This window comes from Bacteroides sp. (assembly GCF_052357945.1).
Taxonomy (GTDB): Bacteria; Bacteroidota; Bacteroidia; order Bacteroidales; family Bacteroidaceae; genus Bacteroides.
Map to the genome: position 1 here is coordinate 44,516 of NZ_DAWCXD010000013.1, position 20,506 is coordinate 65,021.

13 protein-coding genes are annotated in these 20,506 nt (G+C 40.6%); 11 read left to right on the forward strand and 2 right to left on the reverse strand.

The features are described from left to right. The first annotated feature begins 329 nt into the window (after nucleotides 1-329). The gene (locus tag ACT8YW_RS05205; protein ID WP_444104240.1) at nucleotides 330-3,467 is read left to right on the forward strand and encodes a glycosyltransferase family 117 protein; all 3,138 of its coding nucleotides are present in this window, start codon (nucleotides 330-332) and stop codon (nucleotides 3,465-3,467) included. 11 nt (nucleotides 3,468-3,478) lie between these two features. Next, nucleotides 3,479-3,733, forward strand: coding sequence for a DUF3098 domain-containing protein (locus tag ACT8YW_RS05210; protein WP_004325939.1), 255 nt, complete (start codon nucleotides 3,479-3,481; stop codon nucleotides 3,731-3,733). Here ACT8YW_RS05210 and ACT8YW_RS05215 read toward each other — a convergent pair. Then, nucleotides 3,730-4,605 carry an arginase family protein gene (locus tag ACT8YW_RS05215; protein ID WP_444104241.1) on the reverse strand — a complete coding sequence of 292 codons (876 nt, stop codon included), beginning with the start codon at nucleotides 4,603-4,605 and terminating at the stop codon, nucleotides 3,730-3,732. The two genes, ACT8YW_RS05210 and ACT8YW_RS05215, sit on opposite strands and share 4 nt — an antisense overlap. A gap of 153 nt (nucleotides 4,606-4,758) precedes the next feature. On the opposite strand from ACT8YW_RS05215, the gene ACT8YW_RS05220 reads away from it, so the two are divergent. The 9 genes from ACT8YW_RS05220 to ACT8YW_RS05260 all read left to right on the forward strand — a co-directional run bounded on the left by ACT8YW_RS05220 (nucleotide 4,759) and on the right by ACT8YW_RS05260 (nucleotide 16,370). Beyond that, complete coding sequence (locus tag ACT8YW_RS05220) at nucleotides 4,759-5,310, forward strand: RNA polymerase sigma-70 factor (RefSeq protein WP_008999616.1); 552 nt, start codon at nucleotides 4,759-4,761, stop codon at nucleotides 5,308-5,310. A 97-nt stretch (nucleotides 5,311-5,407) separates the two neighbouring features. Further along, nucleotides 5,408-6,382, forward strand: coding sequence for a FecR family protein (locus ACT8YW_RS05225; protein WP_444104242.1), 975 nt, complete (start codon nucleotides 5,408-5,410; stop codon nucleotides 6,380-6,382). A gap of 123 nt (nucleotides 6,383-6,505) precedes the next feature. Then, nucleotides 6,506-9,127 (forward strand): carboxypeptidase-like regulatory domain-containing protein, encoded by a 2,622-nt coding sequence (locus ACT8YW_RS05230; RefSeq protein ID WP_444104243.1) that lies wholly within the window; start codon nucleotides 6,506-6,508, stop codon nucleotides 9,125-9,127. A 148-nt stretch (nucleotides 9,128-9,275) separates the two neighbouring features. Further along, complete coding sequence (locus ACT8YW_RS05235; RefSeq protein WP_008999619.1) at nucleotides 9,276-10,379, forward strand: MBL fold metallo-hydrolase; 1,104 nt, start codon at nucleotides 9,276-9,278, stop codon at nucleotides 10,377-10,379. Nucleotides 10,380-10,566: 187 nt separating this feature from the next. Beyond that, nucleotides 10,567-12,075: a 4Fe-4S binding protein gene (locus ACT8YW_RS05240; protein ID WP_128131614.1), complete on the forward strand. Its 1,509-nt coding sequence runs from the start codon at nucleotides 10,567-10,569 to the stop codon at nucleotides 12,073-12,075. Between the two features lie 19 nt (nucleotides 12,076-12,094). After that, nucleotides 12,095-13,498 carry an aldo/keto reductase gene (locus tag ACT8YW_RS05245; RefSeq protein WP_444104244.1) on the forward strand — a complete coding sequence of 468 codons (1,404 nt, stop codon included), beginning with the start codon at nucleotides 12,095-12,097 and terminating at the stop codon, nucleotides 13,496-13,498. Nucleotides 13,499-13,506: 8 nt separating this feature from the next. Continuing rightward, nucleotides 13,507-13,926: a DUF1893 domain-containing protein gene (locus ACT8YW_RS05250; protein ID WP_444104245.1), complete on the forward strand. Its 420-nt coding sequence runs from the start codon at nucleotides 13,507-13,509 to the stop codon at nucleotides 13,924-13,926. A 29-nt stretch (nucleotides 13,927-13,955) separates the two neighbouring features. Beyond that, on the forward strand, nucleotides 13,956-15,848 hold the full coding sequence (locus ACT8YW_RS05255) for a TonB-dependent receptor (RefSeq protein WP_444104246.1): 1,893 nt from the start codon (nucleotides 13,956-13,958) through the stop codon (nucleotides 15,846-15,848). 9 nt (nucleotides 15,849-15,857) lie between these two features. Continuing rightward, the gene (locus ACT8YW_RS05260) at nucleotides 15,858-16,370 is read left to right on the forward strand and encodes an ECF transporter S component (protein WP_444104247.1); all 513 of its coding nucleotides are present in this window, start codon (nucleotides 15,858-15,860) and stop codon (nucleotides 16,368-16,370) included. Between the two features lie 131 nt (nucleotides 16,371-16,501). Here the strand turns inward: ACT8YW_RS05260 and ACT8YW_RS05265 are convergent, their stop codons facing one another. Continuing rightward, a complete protein-coding gene (locus ACT8YW_RS05265) occupies nucleotides 16,502-20,335 on the reverse strand; it encodes an ATP-binding protein (protein WP_444104248.1) in 3,834 nt (1,277 codons plus the stop codon). Nucleotides 20,336-20,506: the final 171 nt, after the last annotated feature.

Sequence of the window (20,506 nt, forward strand, 5' to 3'; positions counted from 1 at the left end):
CATCTTAATCGTATTCTCATTATCAAAATAAATGATAGCATGATAGATATTTTTTTCACTATGTAACAGTTGAATTCAAATCCGTACCGTTTGCCCTGTCGTTTTACTCATTCCAGTGCCAGTTTTGAACTAAACTTGAGAATGTAATAGAACTACAGAATAAATAAATTATGCTAGTATATATGTGGTCTGTTTTCGTCTGTATTTGGCTATCAGTCAGTATTGAATATCAATAGATTACAAAATCTATTTGTCCGTATCCGTCCGTCCAAAAAGGCTTATTTAAAATGCATGTTCTGTAACTTTGCAAACAAAAAAATGACAGAACAATGAGTAACTTATTATTTAAAAGAGGAAACGATTTAGGAGGTTGGATTGTCTTTCTGATAGCAGCTTTTGTGTATGGAATGACTATTGAACCTACCGGAAGTTTTTGGGATTGTCCCGAATTTATTTCATGTGCCGAAAAGCTACAAGTAGGTCATCCACCGGGAGCACCTTTCTATATGCTTGTCGGGAATCTATTCACCCAGTTTGCGTCCGATGCTTCGCAGGTATCGCGCATGGTCAACTTTTTAAATGCACTGTTAAGTGCAGGGTGTATTTTATTTCTTTTTTGGAGTATTACCCGATTGGTGCGGAGCATACTTACGGATGATGCACAGAAGCTATCAACGACCGACGTAATTATCATTTTAGGAGCAGGGTTTGTTGGAGCTTTGGCTTACACCTTCAGTGATACATTCTGGTTCAGTGCGGTAGAGGGTGAAGTATATGCCTTCTCTTCCTTCCTCACGGCTTTGGTCTTTTGGATGATTCTTCGCTGGCAGGATGAAGCAGATTCTGTGTCCGGTGACCGCTGGATTATCCTGATAGCCTATATTATAGGCCTTTCAATCGGAGTACATTTGCTTAATCTGCTTTGTATTCCTGCCATTGTATTAGTGTTCTATTACCAAAAATATCAGACCCTATCACTCAAGGGAGTTATCGGGGCCATTGCATTATCCGGTATTCTTATTGTATTGATTCTTTTTGTTTATATACCCGGAATGGCTGATGTAGGAGGATGGTTCGAATTATTCTTTGTCAATGTGATGAGATTACCCTTCCAGTCAGGATTGATCGTCTTTCTGGGTTTGGTCCTGTTTTTACTGATAGGAGCCATTTATCGGTTCAGAAAACGCATCGTGAATACCGGTTTGTGGTGTTTACTCATGCTCACCATAGGATATACCACCTATGCGGTCATACTCATTCGTGCCAATGCTAATACGCCGCTCAATGAGAATGCACCGGATACTATTTTCACACTCAAAAGCTACCTGAATCGCGAACAGTACGAAAGTGCTCCTTTACTTTATGGGAGAACCTATGCGTCCGAACCGGAGTATGTGCCCGAAGGAGACTATTACAAGGTAAAGACAGAAAAAGGTAGTGCCATCTATCGGCCGGATAAGAAAGAAGGCAAGTATAAAATTATCCGCTATAAAGAAGACGTGTGCTACACTCAAAATATGTTGTTTCCACGAATGTGGAATGATCGTTCGGCCGCTTCTTACAAAGGATGGTCCGGAGGAGGTGCAAATGAGGCTCCCACACAAAAAGAGAACCTGACTTATTTTATCACATACCAACTCAACTACATGTACTGGCGCTATTTTCTATGGAATTTTGTTGGACGACAGAATGATATTCAAGGAAGCGGTGAACCGGAACATGGTAACTGGATTACAGGAATTTCATGGCTTGATAATCTGCGACTGGGAGATCAAAAACTTTTGCCGGAATCTTTGCGTGAGAACAAAGGTCACAATGTGTTCTATGGCTTACCATTATTATTAGGATTACTCGGTATCTATTGGCAATGGACACGCGGGAAAAAAGGCAAGCAGCAATTCAGTGTCTTATTTTTCCTTTTCTTCATGACGGGATTGGCTATTGTGCTCTATCTGAATCAGACTCCCGGACAACCTCGTGAACGGGATTATGCATATGCAGGTTCGTTTTATGCGTTCGCTATCTGGATTGGAATGGGAGCCGCCGGATGTTGTGACATGCTTCGCAGAAAACAGGCAAAAATCCTCCCAGTCAGCTTACTCATGCTGCTTTGCCTGTTTGTCCCAATACAAATGGCAAGCCAGACTTGGGATGACCACGATCGAAGCAACCGATATACCTGTCGTGACTTTGGAGCTAACTATCTGATGACACTTCCCGACAAAGGAAATCCGATTATATTCTGTAACGGGGATAATGATACGTTCCCCTTGTGGTATAATCAGGATACGGAAGAAGTACGCAGAGATGTACGTATCTGCAATTTAAGTTATGCGCAGACCGACTGGTACATTTATCAGCAACAATGTCCTCTGTACGATGCTCCCGGACTGCCGATCAGTTGGGATCAAAATCAATACCAGGAAGGGAAGAACGAATATGTGGCTGTTCGTCCGGAATTGAAGAAACAGATAGAAGCATTGTATCAGAAACATCCCGAAGAAGCCCGTGATAGTTTTGGAAATGATCCGTATGAAATAAAGAATATCCTGAAATATTGGGTGTTCGCGGAGAAACAGGAATTCCATGTGATACCTACCGATACAATAAATATTTATATTGATAAGGATGCAGTACTCCGTTCTGGAATGATGTTGCCTGAAGCCATTCGTCATTTAAAAGGAGAAGAACTGAGAGATGCAATACTGGATAAACTGTCTATTTCTCTAAAAGATATACGTCTGTTGACTAAAGTGGACTTACTCATGCTCGAGATCTTGGCTAACTGTAACTGGGAACGTCCCCTGTACATGGCTATCTCGGTAGGCAACTCCAGTAAACTGAAGTTTGATGACTACTTTGTTCAGGAAGGGTTAGCATTCCGGTTTACTCCTTTCAACTATAAAGAATGGGGAGACGTAGAAGAAGGCAACGGATATGCCATAGATACGGAGAAACTCTACGAGAATGTGATGAACAGATATAAATACGGAGGATTGGATACTCCCGGACTTTATCTGGACGAAACAACCCTGCGCATCTGTTATTCTCATCGAAGGCTTTTTGCGCAACTGGCTAAAGAATTGGTGAAACAAGGAGACGACATCCGTGCCAGAAAAGTATTGGAATATGCTGGGCAAGCTATTCCGGCATATAATGTTCCCGAAGTATACGAGAGCGGTTCGTATGATATAGCCACCGCTTATGCTTCCATAGGAGAAACGCAGAGAGCGACCGATCTATTGAATCATCTGATAGCAGAATCGGAAAATTATATCGACTGGGCTTTCTCGTTAGGAGAGAACCGGATAGAGATGGTTCAACGGGATTGTTTGTATAGGTTCTGGCAATGGAATCAGTGTAATGAATTACTGAAGAATATGGATAAAGAGAGATATGAACAGAGTAATCAGCAATTTGAAAAGAAATATATGCGACTCACTCAACTAATGAATTATCACAACTAAACTCAAAGAATATGAAATCGAAAAGAATAAGAGAAGAAGAAATAAAAACAGTATTGGGCAAAAGAAATTACGTTATCTTAATTATCGGCTCTATATTGATTATCATAGGATATATATTAATGAGCGGCGAGGGGAGTACCCTTGCCGCCTATAATCCCGATATATTTAGTGGAACACGCATACGTATTGCCCCATTATTGTGTTTATTGGGGTATCTACTGAATGTATTCGGTATTCTTTACCGTCCTCGTCAAAGGGGGATTTAATCTTTCAATAGAGGTAACTGATTGAGCATATTTCTAAGTTTGATTGCCACTCGTGGCATAGGTTCGGCAACTGTAAGTCCTACCAGATCATATTCGGAGGATATATCATTAATGATACGAACTACTTCTTCAATCTTCATGCCGTTAGGCTCAACGCCTACGGCAGCGATTATCTCTGCCGGGTCCAATACATCCATATCGAAATGTATAACCACCTTCGAAACCCCGGTACTTTTCAGCCATTCCATAATCTTTGTACGATCATTGGCAACTTCCAGTGGAGATAATCCTTTAATTCCCAGCTTTCTTTGTCGTTCCTGCATACCTTCATCCCATGAGCGGAGTCCGACAATCAGGGCTTTGGAAGCATCTGTTTTTCCCGGAAGTAATTCCATTATTTCTTCATCTCCCATTCCTAAACAAGCTGTTAGTGCCATTGCATGATAACCCTTATATTCATCATAAGGCAGATTGATGTCGGGATGTGCGTCTATCCAGACGATAGCTACATCATCCGGGTATCTATTGATTAAATAAGTAAACGGAACAACACTAACGGAACATTCTCCTCCTAAAGTGACAATCCGATCCGGATGATTCTCTTTAAGCAGATCGAGCGCAGCTCTAGTTTGTTTCAATATGACACTACGTGCACTAATACCTTTTTCCGTCGCTCTGTCATTGATATCCAGTGAAACCGGAACTTCGACGGTCTTCTGACCGGTCTGTGGGGCTAAATAGTTCAATAACTGTGCTCCCAGATAGTAGCCTCTGGATGAATCTTCCGCCGGAATATCAGGCATCCAATGATCTACAATTCCTCCTTGCCATTGAGGATAGATAAAACGAAGAGTTGATTTTTTATTTTCCATATTTACTTGATTGTTTCATTTCCGTTTTTACTATATGCTTCGTACAAAAATAGAATAAATCTTTCTAATATCATTAATATTTCAAAAAAGACCATCTATCTAAAATAAATTATTGCTTCTTTTGTCCCAATGAAATGAAAGTTGGGAAATAGTATGAATAACAACATTGATATAAAAACGTTGGAGGCCTTTCAGGATGGGAATCACAAGGCCTTTGAGACTATTTTTATTACATACTACAACAAAACCAAAGCATTTATTGACGGATATATAAAATCGGAGCCTGATGCAGAAGAGCTGACAGAGGATTTATTTGTCAATCTTTGGATCAACCGTCATTCGATTGATACGTCCAAATCATTCAATTCTTATTTGCACACCATTGCAAGAAATGCAGCAATCAATTTTCTGAAACATAAATATGTGTGTGATGCCTACCTGAACCATAATCAAGAAACAGGATATAGCTCTACTTCCGAAGAAGACCTTATTGCCAAAGAATTGGAAATGCTGATTGACGAACTTGTCGGAGGAATGCCCGAACAACGGAGAATGATTTATACATTAAGTCGTAATGAAGGATTATCCAATGCCGAGATTGCCGAACGACTGAACACTACCAAAAGAAATGTTGAAAGCCAGCTAAGCCTCGCTTTAAAAGAGATACGGAAGGTTATTTCATGTTTTCTGTTATCATTATTGTAACTTTATTTTCTTCTTTACTTATTTTTTCTCCAAAAATATTCATTTTCTTATTGAGCTTTTTGCCACCTAACTGTATATATAGTAAAGTGCAGCAAAAATGGAGAAAAGTAATATCACCAAAATCATCAGAATGTTCCTTTCCACCCGCTTTCCATCCGAAACGGAAGAGAAAGTGCAAAAGTGGATCATTAAAGATAAAGACCAGCAGGCGAAAGCAAAAGCTTCATTAGATTATTGGAATGAATTGGACGTAGAAGCCGATTCGAGCACTTATGCCTCACTGGAACGGGTGAATTTAAGAACCGGATACAATAAAGAACATCTGACGGGCATCGCTTCTTATCAGAGGTTTGCCCGTGTTGCCGCAGTTGTTGTTCCATTGCTTTTATTAATAGGAGGAATGTTCTGCTATCTTTCTCCCCAAAACGAGATGATAGAGGTATCCGTTGCTTATGGAGAACAGAAACGTCTAATCTTGCCGGACAGTTCGGAAGTTTGGTTGAATGCGGGAAGCACCATTTTATATCCGGAAACTTTTGCTAAAGATAAACGTTTGGTCATTCTTAACGGTGAAGCTTATTTCTCTGTCCAAAAAGATACTGCAAGCCCCTTCATCGTGGAAGTTCCCCAGCTTTCCGTGAAGGTTCTTGGAACCAAATTCAACGTGAAAGCCTATCCTGGTGATGAAAAAATAACAACTACACTGACGAGTGGCAAGGTAGAAGTGAGCGTCCAGTCCCAACCTCCCCGGATACTTAAACCCAATGAACAGCTTACATACGATAAGAAGTCGTCAGACATCCATATATCAGTGATAGATACTCATGACACCAACAGTTGGGTAGTGGGAAAACTGATCTTTACCAATGCTACTGCCGGAGAAATATTCCGAACCCTCGAAAGACACTATAACACCACGATTGATAATGAGGCAAATATCCCTGCGTCCAAACGATATACTGTCAAATTTCTGAAAGATGAAGATCTGGATGAAATACTGAATATCTTGAAAGATATCATCGGCTTTGATTATCAACAACATGAAAATAAAATAGTATTAACCCAACCATAAAAGAAACAGCCTATGAACAAAAAGAACCGGGAAGCAGCTTGAGACCCTCTTCCCAGTTCTGAAATGCCTATCCTCATTCAACAAGTGACGTAAAATGAAGTATCAACATACAAATATAGAATAATGAATCGAATTAATACGAATAAACGGGCAGCTAAGCTCGCCATTTTTTTATTTTTTACTTTTCTCTCTCTTACAACTGTCGCACAGAACAAAGAAAAAAAGATTACCATACAAAATAAAAGGATATCATTAAAAGAAGCCTTTGCTCAAATTGAATCACAAACCGGATATAGCATCGCTTATGAACAATCGAATCTGGATATAGAAAAAAAGCAGTCTTTATCTCTTAAAAATGTAGCTGTCGATAAAGCGATGACTCAACTCTTAAAAGAAACCGGATATGTATATAAAATAAAAGGATATCATATTATTATTTCTTTGCAAGATAACCGGCAAAAGCCTGCCAATGATGATATACAAAAACTGACTCAAACCATAAGAGGAATCGTTGTTGATTCCAAAACCAATACGCCAATAGAATATGCCTCCGTCTGTATAGCAGAGAAACCTTCACTGGGAGGCTCAACTGACAACCGGGGAAATTTCCGGATTAATAACGTCCCGATAGGACGTTATAATATTCAGGCATCTTTTATGGGGTATCGCCCAAGTATCATTAGCGAAGTGTCTGTCACATCATCCAAAGAAGTATTTGTAGAAATCCCTATGGATGAAAATGTGCAGGATTTGGCTGAAGTGCTTGTCAAACCGGAAATAAAAAAAGACCGGACAGTCAACCCGATGGCTATTACGGGAGGGCGTATGATTAGTATTGAAGAAGCGTCCCGATTTGCCAATGGGTTTGATGATCCGGCACGGTTAAGTTCTGCATTTGCTGGAGTGGCAGGAGATGTCGGTACCAATGCGGTCGCCATCCGGGGAAACGCTCCGCAATTTACCCAATGGAGACTGGAGGGAATTGAAATACCTAATCCGACTCATTTTGCCGATTTAGCAGGGCTGGGAGGGGGATTTCTGTCTGCTTTAAGCACGCAAGTTATCGGAAACTCCGATTTCTATAATGGAGCTTTCCCAGCGGAATACAGTAATGCCTTATCCGGTGTTTTCGATATGCATTTGCGCAATGGTAATAATCAGAAGTACGAACACGCCTTTCAGGTCGGACTCATGGGCATAGATTTAGCTTCGGAAGGTCCTATCAGTAAAAAACGGGGAAGTTCCTATCTGGTGAATTATCGTTTTTCTACTACTTCACTGGCATCGGGTAATGACATCAACCTGAAATATCAGGATTTAGCCTTCAAACTAAATTTTCCCACACGTAAAGCCGGAACCTTTTCGATCTGGGGATTAGGATTGATAGACAGGAATAAAGCAGATGTTTTGGAACGTTCCGAATGGGAAACGATGGGAGACCGGTCGTCAGGATATAATAAACTGGATAAGCTGGCAGGTGGCTTAGCGCACAAATATGTACTGGATGAAAATACTTATATCCGTTCTTCTCTATCCGCTACCTATTCCAAAGACCGTTCATTGGCAGACTTACATACCGACGACGCTATTATTAATGTAGCAGATATTCAGAATAGTAGATGGAATTTAGTATTCAATTCATATCTGAATAAGAAATTCAGTCCGAGGCATACCAACAGAACAGGGATTACCATTACGGAACTTAAATATGATCTTGATTACAAAGTCAGCCCTTATTTGGGATTAAACAAACCTATGGAGCAAATATCGAAAGGCAGTGGAGAAAGCACAGTCCTCTCGGCATATAGTAGTTCCGTAATAAACTTGAGCAACAATCTGACAACCAGTTTAGGGGTTACCGGACAATATTTTACTTTAAACAAGAACTGGTCGATAGAACCGAGAGTTGCCCTTAAATGGAAAATAAATCCTGCACATTCTTTAGCAGCTGCTTACGGCTTGCATAGCCGTCGGGAAAGGCTCGACTATTACTTTGTTGAACAGATAATCAATGGTAAAAAGGAATCAAACCGGTACCTGGACTTCTCAAAGGCACATCATTTCGGATTCACTTATGACTGGAATATCAATCAGACCCTACATCTGAAAATAGAACCCTATTATCAATACTTGTTCCACATACCAGTTGAGGAAAACTCCTCCTTTTCGATTATCAATTATGAAGAATTCTATTTAGACCGCATATTGACAAACACCGGAATAGCCAAAAACTATGGAATAGATATAACACTGGAACAATACATGAAAAACGGCTTCTACTATATGATTACAGCTTCATTATTCAAATCGAAATATAGGGGAGGAGACCGTATCTGGCGAAATACGAGACTGGATAAAAGTTTTTTAGTGAACCTGCTCGCCGGAAAAGAATGGATGGTTGGCAGACTCAAACAGAATGTATTAAGTGTAAACGGCCGTCTGTTCTTTCAGGGAGGAGGACGCTATACACCTGTGGATGAAGAAAAAAGTCAGGAAGAAAAAGACATCGTCTTTGACGAGAGCAAAGCCTATACTAAACGATTCAATCCATCTATAAACGGTGATGTTTCCATCAGCTTTCGGATCAATAAGAAAAGAGTATCCCACGAGTTTTCTCTGAAAATACTGAATGTGGGTATGCGCACCGGAATGCATTTCTATCAATACAATGAAAGAACGAGTGTAGTAGAAGAAAAAGACGGAGCGGGTCTGATTCCGAACATCAGCTACAAAATTTATTTCTAAATAACTGAACAAGAAAAGGGTTTGTTCACACAATAGACTGACACCCAACAGGCAACTGCTTTCAGTAATTATGGTATAACAATCTGTAATATATATACTAACAAGCTCTCTGAATACCTGTATATTTGCTGCGTGAAATAATTTAGTTATGAATTATATGCGTATCATATTCAAGAAATTCAAAGCACGTATGATTGTAGGATGTATATTAGCTGTAATAGCATTGCTGGCGGTGTCAGTCATTGTTTTTATCAATCAAGCCAGTTTCGGCAGAACTCCCCATGGGGAACGGCTGGAAAGAGTCATGAAATCTCCTAATTACAGAAACGGAGAATTTAAAAATCAGCATGAAACCCTATTGATGACTTCCGACAGGGGACGTTTTAGCGGAATCTGGGAGTTCATTTTCAGAAAGATAGACGGTTTGCGCCCCGAACAGGCTGTCAAAGCAATAAAAACGGATTTACGCAAGATTGACCCTAATGAAGAAATATTGGTATGGTTCGGACATTCATCTTACCTGATTCAAACGGGAGGAAAGCGAATATTGGTTGACCCGGTATTTTGTATGGCTTCTCCCGTATCTTTTGTCAACAAGCCATTCAAAGGTACGGAACTTTATACACCCGATGATATGCCGGACATTGATTATCTCGTGATTAGTCACGATCATTGGGATCATTTGGATTACAACACGGTCAAAAAATTAAAAGACCGGATTGGAGCAGTGATTTGTCCGTTGGGTGTTGGCGAACATTTCGAATATTGGGGATTTGATAAAGAGCGTCTGATAGAACTTGACTGGAATGAAGACGCAAACCTCGCTCCGGGCTTTATGATACATTGTTTGCCTGCCCGCCATTTCTCCGGTCGCGGACTTACTGCCAACCAGTCACTTTGGGCTTCCTTCCTGTTAGAAACTCCTTCACAAAAGATATACATCGGCGGAGACGGAGGATATGATACGCATTACGCAGAAATAGGTAACCGATTTCCGGACATCGACCTTGCAATCCTCGAAAACGGACAATACAACGAAGAATGGAGCTTGATCCATTTGATGCCCCAGTATATGGCACAGACGGCCAGAGATTTAAAAGCGAAAAGAGTTCTGACCGTACATCATTCTAAATATGCGTTGGCCAAACATCGTTGGGATGAACCTCTCAAAAATGCAGAAGAGATGAAGAATAAAGATTCTCTGAATGTATTGATTCCGGAGATTGGAGAGGTCGTGGCATTAGAAAAATAGTGCTTTACCCAATCGGCTAAAGGTTTTCCCGTCTGTTATCAGTAAAATTGGTAAAACATTCTGTAATTTGTATAGTTGAAAAACAAATTTCCCTGATTAACTTTGCAAAGTTGAAATATAGATGGTTCAATCCTGACAGTTTTAGACATTTAGATATAACTACTATAAATTGAAAATTAATTAGTTTATGCTACGTACTATCAGACTTACAACCGCCATTGTGTGCTTTACACTTATTACCCTGCTCTTTCTCGACTTCACGGGTACATTGCACACATGGTTCGGATGGTTGGCGAAAATTCAATTTCTGCCGGCTTTATTAGCCTTGAACATAGGTGTCGTATTGTTTTTAGTTGTACTTACATTCCTGTTCGGACGTATCTACTGCTCTGTTATTTGTCCGTTGGGAGTGTTTCAGGACATTGTTTCGTGGGTATCCGGCAAACAAAAGAAAAACCGGTTCCGTTATTCACCAGCAATGAAATGGTTGCGGTATGGCGTTTTAGGAGTATTCATTATCATGATGGTTGCAGGATTGAACTCTTTGGCTATTTTGCTGGCACCGTATAGTGCTTATGGCCGGATAGCTTCCAGTCTTTTTGCACCGGTCTGGCAATGGGGAAACAACCTGTTGGCGTACTTCGCCGAACGAATGGATAGTTATGCTTTTTATGAGGTAGATGTATGGATAAAGAGTCTTTCGACGATGCTGCTTGCCATTGTTACCCTTGTTGTTCTTTTCATTCTGGCGTGGCGCAACGGACGAACCTATTGTAATACGATCTGCCCCGTAGGTACTGTATTAGGGTTTATATCCAAATATGCAATATTCAAACCGGTAATTGATACTTCCAAATGCAATAGTTGCGGTTTGTGTGCCCGCAATTGCAAAGCATCGTGTATTAATCCGAAAGCTCATGAAATAGATTATAGCCGTTGTGTGACTTGCATGGATTGCATCGGAAAGTGTAAGCATGGAGCCATTACATACACAAGACGGAAACCTAAGAACGAAACAGCTACGAGCGAAGATACGAAAGCAAAGTCTGTCACTACTGAACAGGTAGACAATGCCCGTCGTAGCTTCCTTTCAGCATCGGCCATTTTTGCAACAACTTCTGTACTGAAAGCACAAGAGAAAAAAGTAGACGGAGGATTGGCTACTATCGAAGATAAAAAGATTCCCCAAAGAGAAAATCCTATCTATCCTCCCGGTGCATTAAGCGCACGCAATTTCACTCAACATTGCACAGCCTGCCAATTATGTGTCTCTGTTTGTCCCAACCAGGTATTGCGCCCATCGGACAACCTATTGACATTGATGCAACCGGAAATGTCATACGAACGTGGGTATTGCCGTCCCGAATGTACTAAATGTTCGGAAGTTTGTCCTGCCGGTGCTATTCATCTCACCAGTCTTGCCGAGAAATCAGCTATTCAGATCGGACATGCCGTATGGATTAAAGAGAACTGTGTACCTTTGACAGATGGAATGGAATGTGGCAACTGTGCCCGCCATTGTCCGACAGGTGCCATACAGATGGTAGCTTCCGATCCTGAAAAAACAGATTCTCCAAAGATTCCGGTAGTAAATGTAGAAAAATGTATCGGTTGTGGGGCGTGTGAGAACCTTTGTCCGTCCCGTCCTTTCAGCGCTATTTATGTGACAGGACATCAGATGCATAGAATTATTTGATCTAAATCAGTATAAGATTATGGAAGATAAAAATAAGAAAGATATAAATAGAAGAGATTTCATTAAGATTGTAGGTATTAGTGCAGCCACGTCAACAGGGCTATTATACGGATGCTCTTCAAAAGGTACTTCCTCTTCAAGCAGCGTAACAGGAGAAGGAGAGGTGCCCACCGATAAAATGACTTACCGCACGTCTCCGACTACCGGTGACCGTGTTTCACTCTTGGGATATGGTTGTATGCGTTGGCCTCTCAAACCTGCTCCCAACGGTAATGGTGAAGTAATCGACCAGGATGCCGTGAATGGACTGATTGATTATGCAATCGCTCACGGAGTAAACTATTTCGATACATCTCCGGCATACGTACAGGGCTTTTCCGAAAAGGCAACGGGTATTGCATTGAGCCGTCATCCCCGTGACAAATATTATATCGCCACCAAGTTATCCAATTTCTCTCCCGATACATGGTCTCGTGAAGCATCGCTCAAAATGTATCACAAATCGTTTGCAGACCTGCAGGTAGATTACATTGATTATATGCTGCTTCACGGCATCGGCATGGGAGGAATGGAAGCCCTTAAAGGACGCTACCTGGATAACGGAATGCTTGACTTTCTGGTGAAAGAACGGGAGGCAGGACGTATCCGCAATTTGGGATTCTCCTATCATGGGGATATCGAAGTGTATGACTATCTGCTTTCACGGCACGATGAATTCAAGTGGGATTTCGTACAGATACAATTGAACTATGTAGACTGGAAACATGCCAAAGAAACCAATACCCGGAATACGGATGCTGAATATCTGTATGGAGAATTGCATAAACGAGGAATTCCATCTATCATCATGGAACCGCTTTTAGGAGGTCGTTTGTCTAAATTGAATGACAACCTGGTAGCACGGCTCAAACAACGCCGTCCGGAAAGTAGTGTCGCTTCCTGGGCTTTCCGTTTTGCCGGTTCATTTCCGGACATTCTGACTGTGTTAAGTGGTATGACTTATATGGAGCATCTGCAAGATAATCTCCGCACTTATTCTCCTTTGGAACCGTTGACAGATGAAGAAAAAGAGTTTCTCGAAGAAACGGCACAATTAATGTTGAAATATCCAACGATCCCTTGCAACGACTGCAAATATTGTATGCCATGTCCGTATGGGTTGGATATACCTGCTGTGTTGTTACATTACAACCGTTGTGTCAATGAAGGGAATGTCCCCAGGAACGAGCAGGATGAGAATTATGCGAAAGCCCGACGTGCTTTCCTAGTCGGATATGACCGTAGCGTGCCAAAACTTCGTCAGGCAAGCCATTGCATCGGTTGTAACCAGTGTGTGGCACACTGTCCGCAAAACATTGATATTCCAAAAGAGCTGCATCGGATAGATCAGTTCGTAGAACAATTGAAACAAGGTACTTTATAAAAGAAAAGATGGAAGAATTAATCAATTTACTACATACAGGAGGATATTCCTGTACTATTGCCAACAAAGGAGAAATCCGCACTTTCACTCAACGCGGTGTGGCTGATATCTATGATTTACTGACTCAGGAACCGGAGTTTCTTAAAGGAGCTTCGATTGCTGATAAGGTGGTCGGAAAGGGAGCTGCCGCCCTGATGATTCTGGGAGGTATCAAAGAGTTATATACCGATATTATCAGTACCAAAGCGCTGGAGTTACTTCAGAAAGCAGATATAAAAGTTGATTTTACAGAGAAAGTACCTTTTATCTGGAACCGTAACCATACAGGAGGATGTCCTGTAGAGACAATGTGCAGCGAAGTGGAATCAGCAGAAGAAATATTACCACTGATCCGCGATTTTCTGGAAAAGATCAGAAATAAGAAGTAAAAGAAGAAACTTGAAACACGAAATAAAGTATGAAAAGAAATACAGCTTGTTTATTCCTGTTCGGTAGCTTGCTTTCCATCTCGGGAATGGCACAGACTAAAAAGGATAGCATACAGGCCGGAAGAAATTATATGATTGATGAAGTCGTAGTCACCGGAACACGTAATGAAACCGATGTGCGTCATCTTCCGATGACCATTTCCGTAGTCGACAGGCAACAAATTGAGAAAAGATATGAGCCTTCTCTTTTGCCGTTGTTAACGGAGCAGGTACCGGGATTATTCACTACCAGTCGTGGCATCATGGGATATGGCGTATCTACCGGAGCTGCAGGTGGCATGAGCTTGCGTGGTATCGGTGGTAGTCCGACAGCAGGATTATTGGTACTGATTGACGGTCATCCGCAGTACATGGGTTTGATGGGACATCCGATAGCGGATGCTTATCAATCTATGATGGCAGAGAAAGTGGAAGTTTTACATGGTCCTGCATCTGTACTTTATGGTTCGAATGCCATGGGGGGTGTGATTAATATTGTTACCCGTCGGCAACAGGAAGAAGGTGTGAAGACGAATATACAAGTTGGGTACGGTTCATATAACACGTTGCAGACTGAATTTTCCAACCGTGTCAAGAAGGGACGTTTCAGTAGCGTCGTAACCGGATCATATAATCGTACAGATGGACATCGTCCCGATATGGGATTCGAGCAATATGGTGGATACGCAAAGTTAGGTTATGATATCAGTTCTTTCTGGAAAGTATGGGGAGATGTGAATGTAACCCATTTTAATGCTTCCAATCCGGGGACTATCCAAGTACCACTGATCGACAATGATTCCCGTATCACTCGTGGAATGACATCGTTTGCTTTGGAAAATTATTATGAAAAGACTTCAGGAGGTTTGAGCTTTTTCTATAACTGGGGACGGCATAAAATCAATGATGGCTATCAGATAGGAAAAGAACCGCAAAAATCACATTTCAACTCTAAAGACAAAATGCTGGGTGTATCATGGTATCAGAGTGCCACTTTCTTTACCGGTAATCGTTTGACCGTAGGATTTGATTATCAACACTTCGGAGGTGAGTCATGGAACAAAGTACTGGCTACGGGTGAACATACTCCGGGAGTAGACAAGCAAATGGATGAGTTTGCCGGATACGTTGATTTCCGTCAGGATATCAGCAGTTGGTTCTCACTGGACGCAGGTATTCGTGTAGACCACCATTCACACGTAGGTACAGAATGGATTCCACAAGGCGGACTGGCTTTTCATTTACCCAAGAATGCAGAACTTAAAGCAATGGTCAGCAAAGGATACCGTAATCCGACCATTCGTGAGATGTATATGTTTCCTCCTGCCAACCCGGAACTGAAACCGGAAAAACTAATTAACTATGAACTTTCCTATTCACAACGTCTGCTGGAAGGGGCATTATCCTACGGAGTCAGCCTTTACTATATCAATGGCAACAATCTGATTATGTCAAACGGACTCTTTCCTCCATTGAATATCAATTCCAGAGAGATAGAGAATTGGGGAGTTGAAACGAATATAGGCTACCACATCAATTCACACTGGAATGTGAACGCCAATTATAGCTGGTTGCACATGGAGAATCCCGTTCTTGCTGCCCCCGAACATAAATTGTATGCAGGGGCGGACTATACTTCTGGACGTTGGAGTATATCGACTGGAGTACAATATGTGAAAGAACTTTATACTTCTGTTGTAAAGGGTAGCGAGCAACAGGATCATTTTGTTTTATGGAATCTTCGTGGGAATTATCGTGTCTGCCGTTTAGCTAACCTCTTCATAAAAGGAGAAAACCTGCTGGCACAGCGTTATGAAATAAATGCAGGTTATCCCATGCCCAAAGCTACGTTTATGGGTGGTATTAATTTGAACTTTAAATAATAAAATGATATGGAATCAACTACTGTAAAACTCTATTCGCTGAATTACGGCAATGTGAGAACTTATCTGGCAGCCTCGTTATTCATCGTTGGCAACATCCTTTTTCCCCATTTTTTTCATCTCATACCGCAAGGAGGAATAACCTGGCTGCCCATCTATTTCTTCACACTGATCGGAGCTTATAAGTACGGATGGAAAGTCGGTCTGCTGACTGCTGTTCTTTCCCCTATTATCAACTCCTTACTTTTTGGTATGCCGATGCCGGCGGTGCTGCCTGCTATTTTATTAAAGTCCGTATTGCTCGCCATTGCTGCCGGTTGGGCCGCACAACGTTTCGGACGTATCTCCATCCCGGTATTGGTTGGCGTGGTACTTACCTATCAAGCTGTAGGGACATTGGGAGAGTGGATGTATATAGGTAGTTTCTACAATGCCATTCAGGATTTCCGCATTGGAATTCCCGGAATGTGCCTGCAAGTATTCGGAGGTTATTTATTCATTAGATATTTGATTCGCAAATAACTTCCCGATCAACAAGCGCTTTTCCCAGAAAAGAGCTATAAGCCTTGAAAAAGAAAGTTCTCCTCTGTTATGGGTGTCTATAACAGAGGAGAACTTTTTAAAATACAACGTATCTATTTGCTTTTTATTTATCAATCTTCTTCGTCGTCATCTTCCAGATCAGTAGCAGCGGGATTACCTCCTTCTTTAGCATACCTGCTCGGACTCATCTTATAGTATTTTTTGAATACTTCCCGGAAATATTTAGTTTCAGAAAATCCAACCATGTCTGAAATCTCATTAATAGCATATCCACCCTCTTTCAGTAACTCGGTAGCACGTTTCAAACGCATCACCCGAATAAACTCTGTCGGAGACTGTCCTGTCAATGCTTTCAATTTACAATAGAAACTGGTACGGCTCATGCCACTTGATTCACAGAGCACATCAACGGAAAATTCAGGGTTGTTTATATTCTCATCCACGATTTTCTTAGCATTTGATATAAACTTCCAATCAAGGCTGTTAGTGCCGTTTGCAGACGGAACCATCGTTTTTTCTATATCCAGATTGGCATATCTCATGCGCAACAGTTCCCGGTTTGCCAGTAAGTTAGCAATATTTGCCCGCAGAATTTTCACACTGAAAGGTTTGATGAGGTATTCGTCCGCACCAATGGACAGACCGTCAAGAATATTATTTTCATCTCCTAAAGCTGTGAGCAACAATACAGGAATATGTGAAGTCTCAATATCGCTTTTAATAGCGACACACAGTTCGTCTCCTCCCATCTCCGGCATCATAATATCAGAAAGTACCAATTCCGGCCAAAATTCTTTTATAATAATCAATGCTTCCTTTCCATTGGCGCAAGCTTGCACATTATAGATGGAAGATAATGAACTGACGAGATAAGAGCGTAACTCATCATTGTCTTCTACAACCAGAATTCGTCGTGAATTTGGATTATTTACAGTGACAGTTGTATTTGCAGGTACATTCGGAGCGGGGAGTACAGGAGCCAACGCTTCAAACTTAGAGTGCGTTTCCTCCCCGGTATTTTGAAAGTTCTTATTGCTTTTCGGAAAGACAATTTTGATTGTCGTACCTTGATGTTCAACACTCTCTACACTAATCTTACCACCATGAAGGCTGACCAGTTTTCCTACCAGCATTAATCCTATACCACTACCTGTCACTTTGGAGTTAATGGCATTGCTGGCACGAAAATGTAGCTTGAACAACTTACTTTGTTCACTGGCAGGAATACCTATACCTGTATCCTTGATAATCACTTTCCATGAATCGTTCGTATCAGATACGGAAATGCTGACTTTTCCACTTTCCGGAGTATATTTTAGCGAGTTCGATATTATATTCTTCAAAATAGAATCCATCTTCTCCTTATCAAACGATACATTCATATAGCTGAAAGTACTCTCGTATGTATATTCAATGCGCCTGATGGCTGCATAAGAAGCAAATGTATCATATATATCATTCATATAGGTATTCAACTCATACTCGGAAACACTCATTTTAGAGGAATATACATCCGTTCGTTCAAAATTAATCAGATTGCTGACCAGTCTCAGAAGAACTTCCACATTCCTCAATGCAATGTTCGTACGGGTTATTCCGTTGTCGGTAAGATTCTCTTCTTCCAGCAATTCCTCCAAAGGTGCTTTTATCAAAGTTAACGGAGTACGTATATCATGAGCTGTATTAATGAAAAACTGCGTTTTTTCATCAGATATATTCTTTTGTTTTCTTAGATTTATCACACGTAGAATAAAATAAAATCCTCCGATCACAAACAAGATATAGCATAAAATAGCCCACCAACTCGACCAGAAAGGTTGTGTGATGATAATTTTCATACTACGTTCCTGAAAGACAATATCATGTTCTTCTCTGGATACTGCACGTACATGAAGAGTGTATTTACCCGAAGGTAAATTGGTGAAACGAATCAAATTATTATCTCCCGGTTGTGTCCATTTCTCATAAAATCCTTCCAGCTTCCAGGAGTATAGTGCATTTCCCGGTGAATCATAATTGATTGTAGAGACTTCGAATGAAAATGTATTCTCATCATATTTGAGTTCCAGTACATCCGTTTCATCAATACTTTTCTGTAAAGGGGAGTCCTCAACACCCGGATAAACAGGTTGATATGAAAGATAAAAGTTACTGAATATCAGTCTGGAAAACTCATACTTTGGAAACTTCACATTCTCCGGAAATTCAATCGCTCCATCCGCACTTCCAAATACAAAGCCTTTATTCTTACGCACTGCCCCTGCAGATGCATTAAAATAGGTAGGTAACAATCCTTCTCCTCTGGTCCAGTTATTGAATATCTTCTCTTTAGTATGAAAACAGGTAATTCCATTCTCTGTACTCATCATTATACGCCCGTTCACTTCCGGCAGTATTGTAAATATCCTGTTTGAAATCAGGGCGGAGTTATCAGAAAAATAGTGCTCGAATGTTTTATTTTGATGATTGTACACAAATACTCCCACACCATTTGTTCCGATATATAGCAAGCCATCATCTGCCTGATAAAGCGTATTGATATAAGCAGCTCCTATTTCCATTTCAATAAACTGATATTCGCCGGTATTTCGATTTAATAAATACAATCCTCCAACGGTTCCGATCCACATATTGTCTTTGTCTTTTTCAACAATCGATGTGATAGAATTCAACCCCGGATATAAACGAACACTGTTAGTCGCCAGATTAAAACATTTTAGATTATAGTACCCTCCCGACCAGACATATCCTCTCGAATCCTTAACTATATCACGAATATACTTATCCGGGCGCATATTGACGCGGGAAAGCAGATAAGGAGAGAAGTATTCAACCGACAATGTATTCTTGTTTATTTTATAAATACCGGAAGTAAATCCTCCTGCCCATATAACTCCGGGAGATACTTCACATAAAGTAATAAAGATATGATTTTTATCTTTTATCTGTTGGTCAAAAGAACTTAGGAACGAATGCCATTTACCAGTTTTTGACTGATAAAGACTAATACCATTACTGGTTCCAAACCATAAATCGCCATCCTCGTCTTCAATAACCGCATGTACCTGATCGTTGATTAGCGATTGGTGATTACCCATGGAATGTTTCATCCAATGATAATTTTCATAGCGGTTATCCATTATTGTGATCCCGGTAGGATAATTGGCGAGCCATATTCGTTTTTCTTCATCTACAAAGACATCATTGATGTTATTTCCGTTCATTTCATTATAACTCTGATAGTTGGCTACAATGTAATGTTCCAGTTTACACGTGTTTACATCAACTTTATATACTCCCATCCCTTCGGTTGCAATCAACAGTTCCGTTTCATTTAAAGGGCTGATACGAGCTATGTTTACGTCACTAAGGTCAGCGTCCGGCCGTATAATTTCCTGCGTATTCGTATCATACACAAAAACTCCTCTTTCAAATGAACCGATAAACAGTCTTTTTAATTGCTGATGAAAATACAGTTCACTCACCTGAGCATGGAAATAGTTTAATGTTTCAACAGGTATAATCTCTAAAACATTATTTTCCTGTTTGACATATCGTACGCCTGTCTCCGTTGCTATAAAGAAATGGTGCTCATCTACTTGCTCTATTGCCGTGATACTACTGTGAAGCACATTAGGGAATTGGAAGATACGAGCATCTTTAATATTATAAAGCAATACAGTATCCTTGCGACATAACCAAATATTATTATTCCGGTCCAAATAACCACAGCTAATTGTTTCAGAAGTATCCGGTAATCTATATACCATTCTGAAATCATCTTTATTAGCGTCATATTGAAAGATTCTCCCTTGCTTGCCAATCACCCAGATGCCTATATGCGGTTCTGTATACAGCCATCCCAGACGTATGGGAGCGTCTAAAGTATTACCTTCTTTATTTAATTTATAGTGTTTTATATCTTTACCGTTGTATCGGTCCATCCCTTCATTTGTAAGGAACCACATATAGCCCTGGGCATCTTTCTGAATATTGAATATCCGGCGATTGCTCAAGCCATCTTCTATTCCTATATATTTGTATGTTTGTGCTGTAACCCAAACAGGAAAAAAGAGAAGAATATATACAATGTATTAAAAATAAACAGATGATGT